We start from the raw sequence: 16,191 nt of genomic DNA, 5'->3' as shown, positions 1-16,191 counted from the left end.
ATTCGATGTATTTTTATACTATGATAGTTGATAGATATGGCATATTAGGAGGATAACATGAACAAACTACATAAACCGAAGCCAAAAATTCACCTGCGCTCTTCCATCTTTATCCTAATGATTTCCTTAATTATTGTACTACTTACGGATAGCGTATTCTACTATTATACGAAGAGAATGCTAACATCTGAGCTTGAAACCAAGCTGCAGCTTATCGCCGATAACGTCGCCATCTCGATTAAACATTCCAAAACGGGAGAGAAATATGTTGAAAACCTAATCGGTCAAAATCTGCGTACAGCCTCTTTAGCAGCACAATACCGACTCGATCCCGACATTGAGAAAGTAACTAATGAAGAGCTTATTGTTCTCAGTAAGGAGTTAATGGTCGATCATATTACGCTAATGAAACGAAGCGGTGATGATATTATTGGCTATAAATCCTCTGAGCCCAAGGAAATTAACATGAGCACCAAATCCTGGTCCAGAGATTGGTTTCAAGCGTTCAATCAGCTTCTAGACACCAAAGCAACGAATGTACAAAGCGGTCAAGCGCTGCCTCATTATTGGTCAGGACCCATGAATACGTCCATTTCGAACCCTCAGTCTGTTGACAAATGGGGCTATTATTACGATGGTCGCACGAATTATATTCTCGATCCCTACGTGCATGATACGTTCTTCCGAGATTATCAACGGGAAACAGGTGTCGATGCTGTTATTAATGAAATGATTCATGGCTATACCAACCATGGCGTCAAAGAAATTGCCGTTTACAATCCCCCTTTCTTCCTGAAACAACAGGAACAGAATATTAAGGAAGGCTATACCTGGTTCACAGATCGGGAAATATTGTTCGGATCCTATACGATGAAAGATAATCGGGATCAAGAAATGGTTCAAGACGTCATGCAATCGAAGCAAACAAAGGAACTTATTACTAGGATCGACGGAAAAACTTATCTCAAAATGTTCATCCCGCTCCAATTTGATTCTCCAGTCGTTATCGGTCTGACGGCCGATTATGAAACCGTACAAAAATCAATTCAACAACAGCAAGTGAACCTGCTCATTCTAATCGGATCAACTGCACTAATCGCATTCATCCTAGTTATTCTAAGCATTCGCTTCATCAATCGGAATCGTGAAGCGACCGCGGAAAGTATCCAAGAAGTATACGTTGATCATATCGGCTCACTGTTCCGCTCCATGAAAGAACAGCGCCATGATTTCAATAATCATGTGGCTACGATACATTCCCTCGTTCATTTGAAAGAATATAAGGAATTGGATCGTTATACCACTGAGATTATAGGTGAAACGACCGCTTTGAATGACATTATTCAAATTAACGTGCCCGCATTATGCGCGATTGTACAATCTAAGGTTATACAGGCCGTTGAACGCAAAATTACATTCATTCATGAAGTCGGTAATTTAAATCAGATCAACCTTGGAGCTGTCAAAGCGACAGATTTGGTTCGAATCATCAGCAATTTAATCGATAACGCGTTTGATGCTGTTACTGTTTCCAAAAAGGCAGAGGACAAAGAAGTCCGTTTAACGGGTGTTTTGGAAGGAACTTTACTTACATTCAAGGTGATCAACAACGGAGACCCTATCCCAAGCGATCGTCTAAAAAGGTTATTTGAGCCTGGCTTCTCTACGAAACAAGAATCCGGACTCCACGCCGGTTTAGGTTTGAGCATTGTCAAAAAACTAGTGGACAAATATGACGGAACCGTCAATGTCAGCAGCTCAGAAGCCGAAACCAGTTTTACGATTTCCATAGTTGTATAAAGATGATTATACGAACATTATCTATTTGACATCATTTAATGTTCGTATTATGATAGTCAAGGCAGTAAGTAATAGCCACATACGTTTAAATCGTTCGTATATCCTTGAGGATTGGCTTAAGGGTCTCTAGAGGGAGCCATAACTTCCTAGCTACGACGGGTACTTGCTTTCGCATACCCGTGTGGCTGGGTTTTTTTGTGTCCAAAATTGAATGATCCAGAGGAGATTGCAATGAAAACATATGATTTTATCGTTGTTGGTGCAGGACCTGCCGGTATTTTTGCCTGTTATGAAATGACATTGCTTCACCCTAGCGCTAAAGTATTGCTCGTGGACAAAGGCCATGATATATACCATCGCAGTTGTCCGATCCTGGAAAGTAAAATCAAACTGTGTCCTCCCCCAGCAGGCAAAAAGGACTTCTCTGGCTGTCTTCCTGCCTGTTCAATCACGGCTGGCTTCGGCGGTGCGGGCGCTTATAGCGACGGCAAATTCAACATCACCACCGAATTCGGCGGCTGGATGACAGATTATTTGGCACCAACCAAAGTGATCGATCTGATTCGCTATGTGGATAGCATTAATCTACAGCATGGTGCAACCGAGAATATGACGGACCCTACGACTGAAGCTGTAAAAGATATTGAACAGCGCTCCTATGCTGCAGGCTTAAAGCTGCTTCGCGCTCAGGTTAGACATCTGGGAACCGAGCAAAATTTGATGATTTTGAAATCTATCTATGAACATTTGAAAACACGCATCGATATGCAGTTCAAAGCTGAAGTTGAAGATATCCTAACTTTCAAAAGGGAAGACAAGCATGTCATCCAAGGCATTCGGATGAAGGATGGTACTGAAATTCATAGTAATCAAGTGATGTTAGCGCCAGGTAGAGACGGCTCTGCATGGTTAACGCAAGTACTCAAAAAGCGCAGACTCAAAATGTATAACAATCAAGTCGACGTAGGCGTCCGCGTAGAAACGTCGGATGTCGTTATGCGCGAAATCAACGAACATCTTTATGAAGGTAAATTTATTTATAATACATCGGTGGGTACACGAGTACGTACATTCTGTAGCAATCCATCCGGTCATGTTGTGGTCGAGAATCACAGCGGCGTCATGGCAGCGAACGGCCACTCTTACAAGGATCCAGCCCTAGGTTCCAGTAATACGAACTTCGCCCTGCTCGTTTCTCATAAATTCACTGAGCCTTTCGATAAGCCGAATGAATATGCGAGGGAAATATGTAAACATGCGAATGACTTATCCAGCGGCGGCGTTATCGTGCAGAAATTTGGGGACATCACTCGCGGACGCAGGTCAACGGCTGATCGGATTCGCGAAGGCTTCCTTGAGCCGACTTTATCGGAAGCTGTTCCTGGAGATCTAGGACTTGTGCTTCCTTACAATACCATGAAAAGTTTAATTGAAATGATTCATGCGCTTGAAAAGGTAACGCCAGGTATAGCTTCTGAGCATACTCTTTTCTATGGAGTTGAAGCGAAATTCTATTCCGCGCGTCCTAAACTTAATGAAAGTTTTGAAACCGAGATACAAGGCTTGTTCTGTGGTGGTGACGGGGCAGGCATTACAAGAGGGTTGGCCCAAGCTGGGGCTGCAGGTGTCTGGGTGGCACGCAACGTGGTCGGCCGTATAAAGTAAACGATTTAACGTCAGAATCGGAATAAGCATGATGCAAAAATCATCTTGTTGTCTAGCAGATTTACAGCAGTTTTAACGACTCGATTTAAAAAAGAAAAAGGGCAACCCCTTAGGTTATTTTTGACCTTTTGGGATAGCCCTTTCTCATTCTTTTGTTTCTGTCGAAGTAAGGAAAAGTCATTCGACCTCTTTAGCGGAACGTCGTTCCTCTTCATCATGATTTCGAGTGTTTTTCGTACAATTAGCGCATCGACGTTCCCTCAGCTATCCCGCCATTCTCCGCCTGAACGACCTTTGACTTCGCAAGTCGGTTGGTTTCGATATAATTGCCTACTCTGGCCATAACCATTGAGGTTAGCACCGTAAAAACGACGAGTCCGTAGAAGCCGGCACCGATACCAATGCCAACTCCACCTACAAATAAAATCATCGCTGCTGATGTTAGTCCCTTCACTTGAAAGCCGTCCTTCAAAATCACGCCCGCACCCAAAAATCCAAGGCCGGCTACAATTTGGGCCGCTAGACGCATGGGGTCCATCATGGTCCGATTTGTCTCAGAACTGTACTTCTCCACACTGTATATGGAGATAATTGTTAATAACGCACTGGATACACAGACATACATAAATGTTTTAATTCCGGCCGGTTTATTTTTGGTTTCCCTGTCCAATCCAATGATAAAGCCTACAAAAGCACTTATAAGGATACGGAGATACATTTCCAAGTGAGTTGCTGAATAGACGTTATACCACAAATCGCTCAATTCTAGTCCCTTCCTTCAGTGTGCATTCCTCCAGATCAACAACAGAAGCATCATTAAGGATGCTCGCTATTCACAATGGCTTCCGCTGGTAGTAAACGGTCCACGTAATAAATATTTGCCAGCCTGTTAGGCGTGAAATTGGAAGCAAAGCCGAAGCTTAATTGAGCTTTCTGCGGGTGCTTCCTATCTGTTAGATGAATGCCCAGACCCTCCGGTTCTCTGAAAGAGAGCGTATCCCCCGCAGTTATCAACTGCTTGTCAATGACTTCACCCGTATTTAAATCTACTGCTGTAATGTAAGTATTCCCTGTAGGCGCAACCGATCCGCCCGAACCGTAGGAATTACCTTCCAAAAGGTATAAATATCCCCCATAGGAAGCGAAACCTTGAAAAGTACCAACCACAGGTTGAGGAACGTCAGCCAAGGGCTTGTAATGATTCCGTTTGATTTCCTCCAGCTCATATACACCGAAACGGAATGAGCCGTCAATGCGATACCGCATGGTCAACAATCCGCTCTCCGCATCAATATTGACGGTCGTTCGATCCGCACCTTCCACAAGGCGGTGTTTTACTATCTCCGGCGATTCGGAGCTAAGAATCTTCCCATTCTCGAAAGGGAATCTGGCAATTTGCGTTCCCCAGCCGCTGCTGCCTTCTTTGACGGAGTCCGTTTCCGTCCATAAATAGGCAGTTTCACCCACTGTTTCCACACCGATCTGGACCCCATGTCCGAACCCCTTCAAGTACATGTAGCCGAGCTTGTTCCCCTGCATGTCTAGCTGCGTCAATGCCAGATCGCCGTTTGCATCCCTTTTTGCACCGCTAACCACAGCCGTTTCCCCTGGCAGCTGCTGCCCGCCTGCCATCAATTGAACCACATAAATGTGCTGATTCACATTATCGAAAGCAAACGATTGCAGAACCGTACCGTTTTGCAGCGCTTTTTCATGTACCAACTCAGAAGCAGGTTCCGAAAGGACAAACATTTTGGATTTTAATGCATCACGTTCTGCGTGGATAGAGGAAGATGAGAAAGGGAGAACACTTATAACTGCCACTCCAATTACAATTGTCGCAAAATGTCTTGCACCAACGGCCTTCCGAAATGCCTGTTTCATCTTTCCTTTAAAGGTATTCATAGGTCAACTCATCTCCTTGTTTAAAGGTTGTGCAGCGGTTGCTATCTCGTGCCTAATCCGCATAGCCGGGCGCGGGTTATTACAGGTCATTAGAGCTACTCCGCATTCCAACGAATAATACACCTGCTGATCAACGTCTGGGCAGTAACTCCATGACTTAATGCCAAGATCCAGAAAGTCCTTGACGATCTTTGGCGTCAACAGCTTCATACTAATACCTACCACCCACATCTTGGAATAGGTGCCATCGGGTCCGGAATCAAAATTTGTCATCAGCTCTGCCGGGAAACCTTGTGTCTTTAACTGGTAGGAATCGTGTAAATATGCGATGATCGCCGCATCAAAGCTAGTGAATACACAGCGTTGAAGATAGCCGTAATCCTCCAGCATCGCAACCGCTTTATCCGCAACCTCTTTTGCATGACGACTTGGCTTAACCTCTACATTTAAAAGCACTTCCGGATAGGCGTTAAGAAGTGTGCACAGTTCCTCAAGGGTAGGAATCTTCAGCCCCTCAAACACGGGATCAAACCAGGCTCCCGCATCCAATTGTTTAAGCTCAGCCAACGTGTAGTCACTCACTTGACCGGAACCATTCGTTGTGCGATCTAATGTATCATCGTGTATGACAACGACCACGCCATCCTTGGATAGCCGGAGGTCGAACTCCAGCATATCCACTTCTGATTCTAAAGCTTTTTGAAAGGCAAGCAGCGTATTTTCCGGATAATCAGATTTCAATCCTCTATGTGCAGCTACAATGATATCGGTATTATTTTCAAGATGTTCAATCTTGTTCATCTCATCTTCCATCCTTTCCTGAAAGCCGACAATACTAGCCTGCGTGACCTACTTTTTAATAATCCGCTCTGTTTCTTTCTTAAAGGTATCCAGGGTGGCCTCAATATTTTTGTTATCATACATAATGGCCTGGATGGCTTTGTTAAACTCCTGCATAACCTGTGTCCAAGCTACATGCTTATTCGTATCGACCGCATATTGAAGCTGATCATAAGCCACTTTACGATTCGGCTGTTTGGCCCAAAGATCCTTCATTTGCTGGGACTCCACCATCTTTTTAGTAAAAGGAAGATAGCCAGAATCCAAAATAAACTGTAAGCCGCCTTGAGGATCAGTCATGGTCCAACGAATAAACTCCCATGCGGCCTCTTTATTTTTCGAGTTGGACATTAACGCAACATTCGCCCCACCCGTAGGGTTCGCATACACTTGATCCATTGGCAGGAAGGCCGTAACATAATTAAATTTTGCCGTATCTGTTAAACTGCCGATGACACCGGTGGATTGGAACATCATACCGATCTTGCCGCTCGAAAACATTTGGTTGACGATATTGCCTGAATCCTGGGCTGGAGGGTAATATAAGGCACCGGTGCTTTGCATATCCTTCAGGAATTTAAAAACTTTCACGCCTTCCCCATTGTTAAATCCGATTGAGGTATTGGCATCATTGAAAAACTTGCCTTTTGCTTGAGTGATCATAGCAATGGGATACCATGTATCGTATGGCATGCTGTATCCGTAGCGCTTAGTCTCTCCATTTTCTTTAATCACCAGCGCGTTTGCGACTTTATTCAATTCATCCCACGTTTTAGGTACAGCGAGTCCTTTCTCATCCAGCATCGTCTTGTTTATATGTAAAATCGGTGTTGAACGATTTAATGGCAAAGACACCAATTTATCATTGAAAATCGAATGCCCTAGAAGGCCGGCTGTAAAGTCATCCTTGCTTAAACCTGACTTCTTAAGAAAAGGATTCATGTCTTCCAATACCTCTGAATCTGCAAACAGTTGTACATAGGCCCGCTCAAGCATGGCTACATCAGGTCCGGTTTTAGCGGCAACAGCCTGTTGAAGCTTGGTAACGGTTTCATCATAAGAACCCTGAAAGGTTCCAACCACCTCAATTTTATCCTGAGAGGCATTAAAGCGTTTGATCATGGCATCCGTGTATTCGCCGTTTTTGCCGCCTAAGGAATGCCAGAATTGAACGGTTGTTTTACCTCCCGCACCGGTCGGTGTCGTCGGTGCAGTTGTCGAGGATTGGGGATTTGACTTGGGTTCAGTTGTTTGCTGTGGCTGACCGCTGGTACAAGCTGCAAGTAGAGTTGACAGCATAGTCATCGACAACAAAACAGTCGAAAGCGCTTTCTTCATAACGGATGACCTCCAAATAGGTTATAGTTTTTCTAGCAAGGAAAATTCAAGCTTCATTTTATCCCAGAATAAACAAATGCTTTGACGATTTGCTTGGAAGCAAACAGATATACGATAAGAATAGGTACAACCAATACAACGTTTCCTGCCATGATGATATGCCAGTTGCTTATTCCCTCGGTTTCCCTCAACATCGCTATTCCCATCGTTAAAGGCCGAACCTGCGCCGAATCGGTCATGACCAACGGCCAGAAATAATCGTTCCAATGGCTGACAAAGCTGAATAAGGCAATCGTTGCTAAAGCTGGCATTGACATGGGGATCATGATTTTCATAATAATTTTAAATTCACTGGCGTTATCCAATCTGCCTGATTCTATTATTTCCTGTGGAATTTGCATAAAATATTGGCGCAGCAGAAATATCCCAAATGCGTTTGCCATGAAAGGAATAATTTGCGGCAAAAGCGAGTTGATCACTCCCCATTCTGCTAACATCAGGTATACTGGGATAAACGTTACCTGTCCGGGAATCATAAACGCCAGCAAAACCAACGCAAATATAATCTCTTTCCCTGCAAACTTATACTTAGCAAACGCATACGCGGCTGGGATCATCACAATAAACTGCAGGATAATGATGGAGAATGTGATAATAAGAGAGTTTCTTGCATAGGTCAAAAACGGACCCGCCCTCATAGCTTCCACAAAATTAATCCATTGCGGCCATGCTGGAATCCAGGTAGGCGGAAACGCCAATGTTTCTTGAAAGGTCTGCAGCGAAGTTGAAATCATCCATAAAAACGGAAATATAAACACCATCAAAATTGCTGCTTTACATATAAATCCAAATGTCCATTTGATGGATTTCAGATTGAATGTCACCGATTGTACACCCCCTTTGTCTTGGTCATTTCTGCTGATTATTGATAATGAACTCTTTTGGACAGCAATCGGAAATAAATGAACGTCAGAATTGCAATAATCGCCATCAAGACGACGCCAGTAGCCGAAGCGTAACCGATACTATTTGTTCTAAATTCGTAAATATAGTAAACGAGAGTCGTAGTCGCATTATTGGGACCGCCTGCTGTCATGATTTTTACGGTATCAAACACCTTAAAGGAACCGATGGTCATAATGATCAATATAAAAAACAGCTGCGGAGAAATAAGCGGTAAAGTAATCTTGTAGAACATCTTGAACCTGCTAGCGTTATCCAGTGCAGCGGCTTCGTAAATGCTCGGCGGCACGCTTTGAAGCGCAGCAACGATGATTAACGTATAGTATCCGATATTTTGCCAGACGGATACGATAATCACGGAGAGCATTGCTGTATTAGAGCTCTGCAACCACGAAGAAGGCGGGAGACCAATAGCCTTTAGCAGAAAATTCAGTATGCCGTGATTAGGCTCCATAAGCCACATCCATACTAAAGCGACAGACACAATGGAAATGATATGTGGAGTGAAAATTCCGGCTTGCACAACCGCGTTGAAGCGTGTTTTTTTATTTAACCAGATGGCAATCAGCAGAGATAGAAGCATCGTGAGCACGACAACCCCTACCGTGTAGACAACCGTATTGCTTAGAGCCTTGTAGAAATCTTCACGAGTGAATATTTGTGTGAAATTGTCAAAGCCGATGAATTTGCTTCTATCTTTATTCATTAAGTTGTATTTATAAAAACTTAATTGAATTAAATAGATCACCGGATATATGACGAAAAGAATAATGCCTGTCATAGCGGGTAAGACCATCACATAGGGTCGAATCGCTTCCCATATTCGCTTTTTATCCATTTTGCTGCCCTCTCAGCATCTTTAAATAGTTACCAAAACGGGCATCGCTCTCATCGATCCGGTTCTCATCCGCTCCAAAGAAAAAGATCTTAGCCGCATCCACTCCGACATAAACTTTCTGATCAAAAGAAAACAAATCTTCGGTGCATTTGATCATAAACGTATACTCGCTAGATTTGACCTGATAGATCGTTTCAGACCCAAGCATTTCTCTCGTGGCAACCACACCCTGCATAGAAAAATGAAAGTCTCCTGGTTCAGCGGATAGCATGGCACTCTCCGGGCGAAAGCCGAACTTTACCCTGTCTACGCCCAAGTCACCAATATTCATCGGTGGAACTCCGATAAATTGTGCTGCAAAGAGGTTGTTCGGCCGGCGATAAATGACCTCGGGAGGGGCTTCCTGCTGAATCCGTCCGCGATTCATCAGTACAATGGTGTCCGCCATTGACATGGCCTCTACTTGATCATGAGTGACATAAACAAAAGTCGTACCGAGTTTTTTATGCATCTCAATGAGTTCAATCCGCATCTGGACCCTTAGCTTGGCATCGAGATTGGACAGCGGCTCATCCATAAGAAATACGGATGGTTTTTTCACCATGGCGCGGGCCAGAGCCACACGCTGGCGTTGTCCCCCAGATAAAGTGGACGGTTTACGGTCCAGATACTCATATAACCCTACGGTTGCGCTGATTCCCTCTACCAATCGGGTTCTTTCCTCTTTGGCTACCTTATTGTTCTTCAAACCAAATTCAATGTTTTCCCTTACGGACATCGTGGGGTAAATGGCATAGTTTTGAAATACCATGGCTACGCCTCTTTGACCTGGAGCAACTCGTGTTACATCCTTACCGTTGATAAGTACAGATCCTGATGTATGGGGATCAAGCCCGGCAATCATTCGGAGTAGTGTTGTCTTCCCGCAGCCTGACGGACCTACCAATACAGTGAATTTGCCATCCTCAATCTTTAAATCCAAACCTTCAATAATAATGTTTTTGTCAAATGACTGTGTGACTTGTACGAATTCAATGGATGCCAAGAGCAATCCTCCTCACCAATTATTCCCAGACTCAAATATGATTGCGTTTACAAATTGGAATAGGTGTTCAATTGCACTTATTAACAAATATTCAGTTTTATGATACAATCCTATATACGACTTTCACTGTGTCACCAGTGAAAGTCTAGGATTGTTTTTTTCCAGTCCCTGTGAGACATGGCAGATTCCATAGCGCCAGCGAGGTCTTCTGCCGTGCTCACCACCGTATACTTCTCCGGAAGCAATTTTCTTAATGTATCCTGACAATCCGGGCTTTCCATAACTTTCAATACTTGTTTGAAATCGCTCACCGAGCTGCGACTGCTGCCGTGGAGTGTAATTCCCTTCTCCAGCACGTCTCTTGTATTGATCGGTACAAGATCCTCGCTAACCCCCATCGCTATGAGATGACCCCCTGGTTTTAGAATATCAATACCCTGATTGATAGCGCTTTCGCTAAATCGCCCGCCTGTACATTCCACCACGATATCGACTTTCTCACCGGATAGAAAATCGTAGTTCTGCACCATTTCAGTCGTTCCAAAGGTGAATTGATCCAGCTTTTCTCTTACCGCCCCAAAGACGATTAAGCGATCACTGCCGATCTTATACACGTGATGCAGCATGGCTGCGGTCAAATATCCCACCGGTCCATCACCAAACACAGCGATTCGGGCCTGATCCAACAAGGGACTGACTCCTCTTAAAGCTCTGTACGAAACGCTGCATAATTCCGACAATACGGCGATCTCGTCGGGTATCAGATCGGGAATCGGAACCGCGCATTCCTCAGGAAGCACCAATCGGCTCTGGGCGATCCCATCCGTACCGCTTCCTAGAAATTCCGAATGATAGCAATAGTTATCTTCTATCTCATTCCTACATGCCGGACAACATTGCTCAGGTTCGATTCCTCGAAGTAAATAGCCCGGTAAGTTCGGAACAATAAGCACTCGCTGACCTTCAGAGAGTTTGTTTGACTTACTTTCGACCACGATTCCGATGCCTTCATGCAGCAAAGCCATTGGTAGTTTTCTGGCCAACACCTCCGGCTTTCTCTGTCCGCTAAAGTAACGCAGATCGGCGTGACAGATACTGGCAATGGTTGGCTCCACTGCGACTTCTCCCCTTCGAATTTCTCTTTCGACTACCAACTCTTGAATTTCACGCGGCTTAGTCAAGCGTAGAGTTCGTGAATGTACTGCGCCGGTTATTCTGCTGGCCACTAACAAAAACACCTCCAACTGTTTTTCTATATATATGAAATTTCGAGGTTGTACAAGCAACCTCGAAAGAATCATCTTCCGTTAAACAACAATGACATTCACTCCGGAATCCTGAAATTGCTTTCTGTCATATTCCGTAACTTCCTTACCTGTAATTAAAGAATGAATGGCCGAATTCGGAGCAACTGTATGTAGAGACAACTTACCTATTTTCGTGTCATCAGCAACCACAATGACTTCCTGCGCCGCGTTAATCATTCCTTGTTTAGCGAGAACCAGTTGAGCCTCCGGATGCATTAATCCATGTTTAGGGTGTATCGCGGGCGTACCGATAAAAGCTTTGGATACATGCAGCGACCGAAGCACTTGATCCGTAAACATGCCATTTAACATAAAGCTCGAAGGATACAAATCGCCTCCTGTTACCGTAATCTTCACGCCCGGGGCATCACGTAGTTCAGCTGCGATATTAATATCGTTGGTTACAACTGTAATGTTCGAACGATGGATTAATTGCTTCGCAATGTGAAGCGTGGTTGTACCCGAGTCTATGATGATATGATCTCCATCTTCCACCATACTTGCGGCCATTTTGCCAATACGTATCTTTTGTTCGAGCTGTACATTGGACCTTTCATTAAAGGAAGGCTCGTTATGGGTTAATTGCTCCACAATAACCCCGCCGTGAGTTCTTTTGAGCAGGCCTTCCTGTTCAGCCTCCGCCAAATCCCTGCGAATGGTTGCTTCATGAACATCAAATTCTAAGGCTAGTGCTGCCACTGAAGCTACGCGATGCTGTCTTACAAATTCAACAATTCTTATTTTTCTTTCCGCAGCTAACATCGTTTCATGCTCCCTCTCAAACAAACATTAACTTGCAGTGTTATGTTTATTTATGCTTGAATTTGTTCTTTTAAATTATCATTGGCAAACATTTCTGTCAATACTATATTTTATATTCTTTGTTCCAGATCACGCACACGGCTATATTTGTTGCCATTAAAGCATTTATTATAAAAGTTTATTAATGTTTATTTATGCAATGTTATATTAATATTATGTTTGAATATCTTCTTAAAAAAGTGAAAAGCAGAACTTTCCAAGGATTTGTTACTTATGGCAGTTTATCTATTTTTATTAGATGGGAACGACTATAATCCAGTTACAAATCCCTCACCTACAGGTAATACCTATTCTATTATTAACTTGAATACCGGCCTTCAGGTGGAGCGAACATGGACTCGGGCAAAAACGCCAACATATTTTTTAAGGATGCTCTCGTAACAGATACTTGATTTCTTGTCTATGTGAGGGAGTTTGGTTTCGTAAGTATAGGTAATTATTTCCGAGGAAATATGATATCTTTCATCAAAATTTGCAATTTACCAACTATTCCAACTCACAAGGAGGAAATCGTTGGTAATTTTACGTTTAAAACTACTTTTATTCTCTTTTAAAATATGGTAAGATGAAAACGTTCTCAATGTAAGCGTTATCATTTTTAAAGGGGGATTACAAAATGAATGTAGCGCTCGAAACAAGAAATACCTATGAGGACTTCGCACTTGAGAAGGATATTATGTACTTCCGAGTCGGAGAACATGGGCTCGTCTCTTTCCATGGGAAAAACTATCACATTAAAAAACGCATGACCTCTGAGCAAATTCAAGAAATTACTACAAATAGCTCCTTTTTCAAGGTCAACACGGATTGCTATGTGAATACAAGGAAAATTCTACAGATTCAGGATGGCAAAGTGTTCTTCGAAATCAAAGGTGCTGATTCCAAATTTGCATCGATTACGAAGCTACGTCAATTCCGACTGAAAGAAATCGTGCAGCAGCACAAAGCGGAAGCAGTTGCAGGTGAATCAGCAGAATAATGAAAACAGCCTTAAGGCGCAGTGTTGAACCAAACTACAGCGGCCAAGAGGTTATACCAAAAAGGAGCTAACGAGAATCCTCGCTAGCTCCTTTTTGGTCAAATCCTATGAAATTTTTGCAAGTGTTTCTTGTTGATGCTCACGGATAAGAAAGCGTATGTAGTCGACTGTTGTATCTTTCACCTTTTTGGCTTCTTCCAAAGTCGCGAAGCTGTACTCAGCATGATCGGTGCTTTCGTACTTCTTCAGCTCTTCATAGTTCATTCCAAGTGTGGAGAAGTTATAAACCAGTTCGTAGGGTGTCTTAATATCCACATTTTTTACGAAAATATCTTTGGAAAAGAATGAGCCTTGTTTCTCCACTTTAAAAATCACACGAAACGGCTTGTCTTTATCCGACACAAAGCACTTGATAACAACGTCGATTTCCATCGTTTTATAATCCACAACGTTCGTAGGTTCCTGCTTTGGTGTATGCATCCATTTTTTCAAAAAACCCAGCACAAGATTCCCTCCCCAATAACGACATGAATATAACTCATATTGTAGCGGATACACCAACAATTGACAATCCAAAAAATGGTTATTTTTGCAGTAAAAATTAACATTCCCTCTCATTTATGAGGAAGTTCCTATTTCCCCAAGAGATCTTTTAGCGGCTTTCTTCCTATAATTCCAAATAATAATCAGACAAAGCACACCAGTTAACACGCCACAACAGACGAAAGCCCCATTCGCACCATATCGATCTGCGACAAAACCAGCAAAAATGCTTCCTATCGGCGTGGAGCCCGCAAATACAAGTGAATACACACTCATTACGCGAGCGCGATACTCCTCTTTGGCATGCATCTGAAGAGATGAATTACTATTCGTTGCAAATATGATGTTGAAAAATCCGGTTAAAGCTAACAATCCACCGCAGACCCAAACGGAAGTGCTTAGTCCATTTAAGACCAAACAAACCGCAACTACTAAACTAGCTATAATACTTAATTTCAGCATTGGCCCTTGCTTACTGCGAAATGACATTGTGAGCGCCCCCGCGAAAGAACCCACACCCAGACATGACATTAACGTGCCATACGTGGTCTCTCCCATGTGCAGCACACTTTTAGTGAAAACCGGAATGAGTACATTAAAGTTAAAAGCAAGCGTGCCGATCACCGTTACGAGAAGCACAGTCTGTGCTAACAAAGGATCTCTTGCAATGTAGACAATTCCATCTTTAATTTCCTTCATCATGCCATCGCGCGAGTTCTTCTTCCGAACATAGGGTGCTGCTTTAATATGAAACAATCCATACAGAACTGCCAGAAAGCTAACCCCATTGAGCAAAAAACACCACCCAGCACCCAGCCAAGCCATCATCACTGCACCAATCGCAGGACCAACAATCCTTGCCATGTTAAATGTCGTTGAATTGAGAGCTATGGCATTCATGAGATCTTCTTTTCCCACGATTTCTATATTAAACGACTGTCTCGTTGGCATATCCAGCGTATTATTAAGCCCAAGCAGCAGAGCTAGCACAATGATATAGCTGTACTTTACCGTATCTGTCAAGACGAGTATTGCCAACGTAAAGGCTAGAATCATCGCAACCGTTTGCGTAACAAGCAGGATATTCTTCTTTGGAAACTTATCAACGATAATGCCTGCAAACAAGGAAAATAAGAGAATTGGGAGGAACTGACATGCCGCAACAATCCCAAGTTTAAGAGGCGAGCCAGTGATCGTCAGTACGAGCCAAGACTGCCCAATATTTTGCATCCACGTTCCAATGAGCGAGACACACTGACCTAACCAAAGATACCGATAATTACGATGCGTTAAAGCATGAAAATGCTTATCGATAAACAGCGAACTTGCAAGCTTCATATTCATGGCTCCACCTGCTCCTCTGCGAAACGGGACGCATTATCTCCCATTTTCTCCAAAATAGTCAAAGCCAGTAGTTTCTCCTCATCCGTTAAACCAAACGTTAGACGTTCTCGCCAGTCCGTCAGTACCTTCCGCACATCACCTTTAATCAGCAGCGCCTTTTCGGTTAGATGAACTTCGTTGCATCTCTTATCTTTTTTACTGACCGTACGGGTTATGTAGCCTTGCTCTTCTAACTTTTTAAGTGCTTTTGCTGTCGTACCTTTATCAATCTTCAAATAATCCGCTAACTCTTCTTGTGTAAGACCATCTTCTTTATATAGCGCGTTGATGAAAATATGCTGCCCTCTGCCGATGTCGTATTTCTTCAAATGCTCACCAATATACATTTGCCCATAACGGTAAATGAGTGAGACCCACCTTGGTATCGAATTTCTATTTTCGATCATAAACATGTCTCCTTTGTTTGAGCAAAATAGTAGTGATTTTCCGAATCGTTGCACTTGCTACTGTTTTATCATACGCCTGATTAGTTGCATGTGCAACTAATTTCCGAGCCTAAAATTTGATAAATGATAAGAGCGATATTACGGGATTCAGCAATCTCCGAGCTATCGGGCAATAATGAGGAATGAAGCATACATGAATAAGCTCGGAAAGCGCGCCTATTTCTAGACTTAACTGAAATAAGCGCGTTTTCAGAGCCTAACGTTACGAGAACCCTGCAAGGTTGGAACTAGCGTCCAGCCCAGCAGAACAAAAAAAGAGCGAGCACCCAAACAGCCTGCGCTGCGTGGATACTCGC

Annotated in this window: 15 protein-coding genes and 1 riboswitch; of the genes, 3 read left to right on the top strand and 12 right to left on the bottom strand. The window is 43.3% G+C overall.

All coding sequences use genetic code 11. The features are described 5' to 3' along the window. Positions 1–57 precede the first annotated feature (57 nt). Positions 58–1,800: a sensor histidine kinase gene (locus tag QFZ78_RS31810; protein ID WP_307553338.1), complete on the top strand. Its 1,743-nt coding sequence runs from the start codon at positions 58–60 to the stop codon at positions 1,798–1,800. Positions 1,801–1,874: 74 nt separating this feature from the next. Next, positions 1,875–1,973, top strand: a riboswitch (purine riboswitch). A gap of 58 nt (positions 1,974–2,031) precedes the next feature. Further along, the gene (locus QFZ78_RS31805) at positions 2,032–3,465 is read left to right on the top strand and encodes an NAD(P)/FAD-dependent oxidoreductase (protein ID WP_307553337.1); all 1,434 of its coding nucleotides are present in this window, start codon (positions 2,032–2,034) and stop codon (positions 3,463–3,465) included. A gap of 241 nt (positions 3,466–3,706) precedes the next feature. On the opposite strand, the gene QFZ78_RS31800 is transcribed toward QFZ78_RS31805, so the two are convergent. The 9 genes from QFZ78_RS31800 to QFZ78_RS31760 all read right to left on the bottom strand — a co-directional run bounded on the left by QFZ78_RS31800 (position 3,707) and on the right by QFZ78_RS31760 (position 12,463). Next, positions 3,707–4,183, bottom strand: coding sequence for an MgtC/SapB family protein (locus QFZ78_RS31800; protein ID WP_307555977.1), 477 nt, complete (start codon positions 4,181–4,183; stop codon positions 3,707–3,709). A 98-nt stretch (positions 4,184–4,281) separates the two neighbouring features. After that, entirely contained in the window at positions 4,282–5,370 is a 1,089-nt protein-coding gene (locus QFZ78_RS31795; protein ID WP_307553336.1) for a phage baseplate protein, read from the bottom strand. 3 nt (positions 5,371–5,373) lie between these two features. Beyond that, entirely contained in the window at positions 5,374–6,171 is a 798-nt protein-coding gene (locus QFZ78_RS31790; RefSeq protein WP_307553335.1) for a glycerophosphodiester phosphodiesterase family protein, read from the bottom strand. A 48-nt stretch (positions 6,172–6,219) separates the two neighbouring features. Further along, the gene (locus QFZ78_RS31785) at positions 6,220–7,548 is read right to left on the bottom strand and encodes an ABC transporter substrate-binding protein (RefSeq protein WP_307553334.1); all 1,329 of its coding nucleotides are present in this window, start codon (positions 7,546–7,548) and stop codon (positions 6,220–6,222) included. 53 nt (positions 7,549–7,601) lie between these two features. Next, on the bottom strand, positions 7,602–8,369 hold the full coding sequence (locus tag QFZ78_RS31780) for a carbohydrate ABC transporter permease (RefSeq protein WP_307555975.1): 768 nt from the start codon (positions 8,367–8,369) through the stop codon (positions 7,602–7,604). A gap of 101 nt (positions 8,370–8,470) precedes the next feature. Next, positions 8,471–9,349: a carbohydrate ABC transporter permease gene (locus QFZ78_RS31775; protein ID WP_307553333.1), complete on the bottom strand. Its 879-nt coding sequence runs from the start codon at positions 9,347–9,349 to the stop codon at positions 8,471–8,473. Then, positions 9,342–10,394: an ABC transporter ATP-binding protein gene (locus QFZ78_RS31770; protein ID WP_307553332.1), complete on the bottom strand. Its 1,053-nt coding sequence runs from the start codon at positions 10,392–10,394 to the stop codon at positions 9,342–9,344. Before QFZ78_RS31770 ends, QFZ78_RS31775 begins: the two co-directional genes overlap by 8 nt. Positions 10,395–10,525: 131 nt before the next feature. Then, on the bottom strand, positions 10,526–11,620 hold the full coding sequence (locus QFZ78_RS31765; RefSeq protein ID WP_307553331.1) for an alcohol dehydrogenase catalytic domain-containing protein: 1,095 nt from the start codon (positions 11,618–11,620) through the stop codon (positions 10,526–10,528). Between the two features lie 81 nt (positions 11,621–11,701). Further along, positions 11,702–12,463 (bottom strand): DeoR/GlpR family DNA-binding transcription regulator, encoded by a 762-nt coding sequence (locus tag QFZ78_RS31760; protein WP_307553330.1) that lies wholly within the window; start codon positions 12,461–12,463, stop codon positions 11,702–11,704. A gap of 676 nt (positions 12,464–13,139) precedes the next feature. On the opposite strand from QFZ78_RS31760, the gene QFZ78_RS31755 reads away from it, so the two are divergent. Continuing rightward, positions 13,140–13,502 (top strand): LytTR family transcriptional regulator DNA-binding domain-containing protein, encoded by a 363-nt coding sequence (locus QFZ78_RS31755; RefSeq protein ID WP_307553329.1) that lies wholly within the window; start codon positions 13,140–13,142, stop codon positions 13,500–13,502. 105 nt (positions 13,503–13,607) lie between these two features. Here QFZ78_RS31755 and QFZ78_RS31750 read toward each other — a convergent pair whose 3' ends face one another. From QFZ78_RS31750 to QFZ78_RS31740, 3 genes are all read right to left on the bottom strand, one after another. Beyond that, positions 13,608–14,006, bottom strand: a complete 399-nt coding sequence (locus tag QFZ78_RS31750; protein ID WP_307553328.1) for a hypothetical protein — start codon at positions 14,004–14,006, stop codon at positions 13,608–13,610. A 114-nt stretch (positions 14,007–14,120) separates the two neighbouring features. Continuing rightward, positions 14,121–15,389, bottom strand: a complete 1,269-nt coding sequence (locus QFZ78_RS31745) for an MFS transporter (protein WP_307553327.1) — start codon at positions 15,387–15,389, stop codon at positions 14,121–14,123. Further along, positions 15,386–15,835: a MarR family winged helix-turn-helix transcriptional regulator gene (locus QFZ78_RS31740; RefSeq protein ID WP_307553326.1), complete on the bottom strand. Its 450-nt coding sequence runs from the start codon at positions 15,833–15,835 to the stop codon at positions 15,386–15,388. The genes QFZ78_RS31745 and QFZ78_RS31740 overlap by 4 nt, the downstream gene beginning before the upstream one ends. Between the last annotated feature and the right edge of the window lie 356 nt (positions 15,836–16,191).

This window comes from Paenibacillus sp. V4I5, assembly GCF_030817255.1.
In the GTDB taxonomy this organism is placed as follows: domain Bacteria; phylum Bacillota; class Bacilli; order Paenibacillales; family NBRC-103111; genus Paenibacillus_E.
Note: the sequence above shows the minus strand (reverse complement) of the source record. Positions and strands in the feature narration are given on the sequence as shown.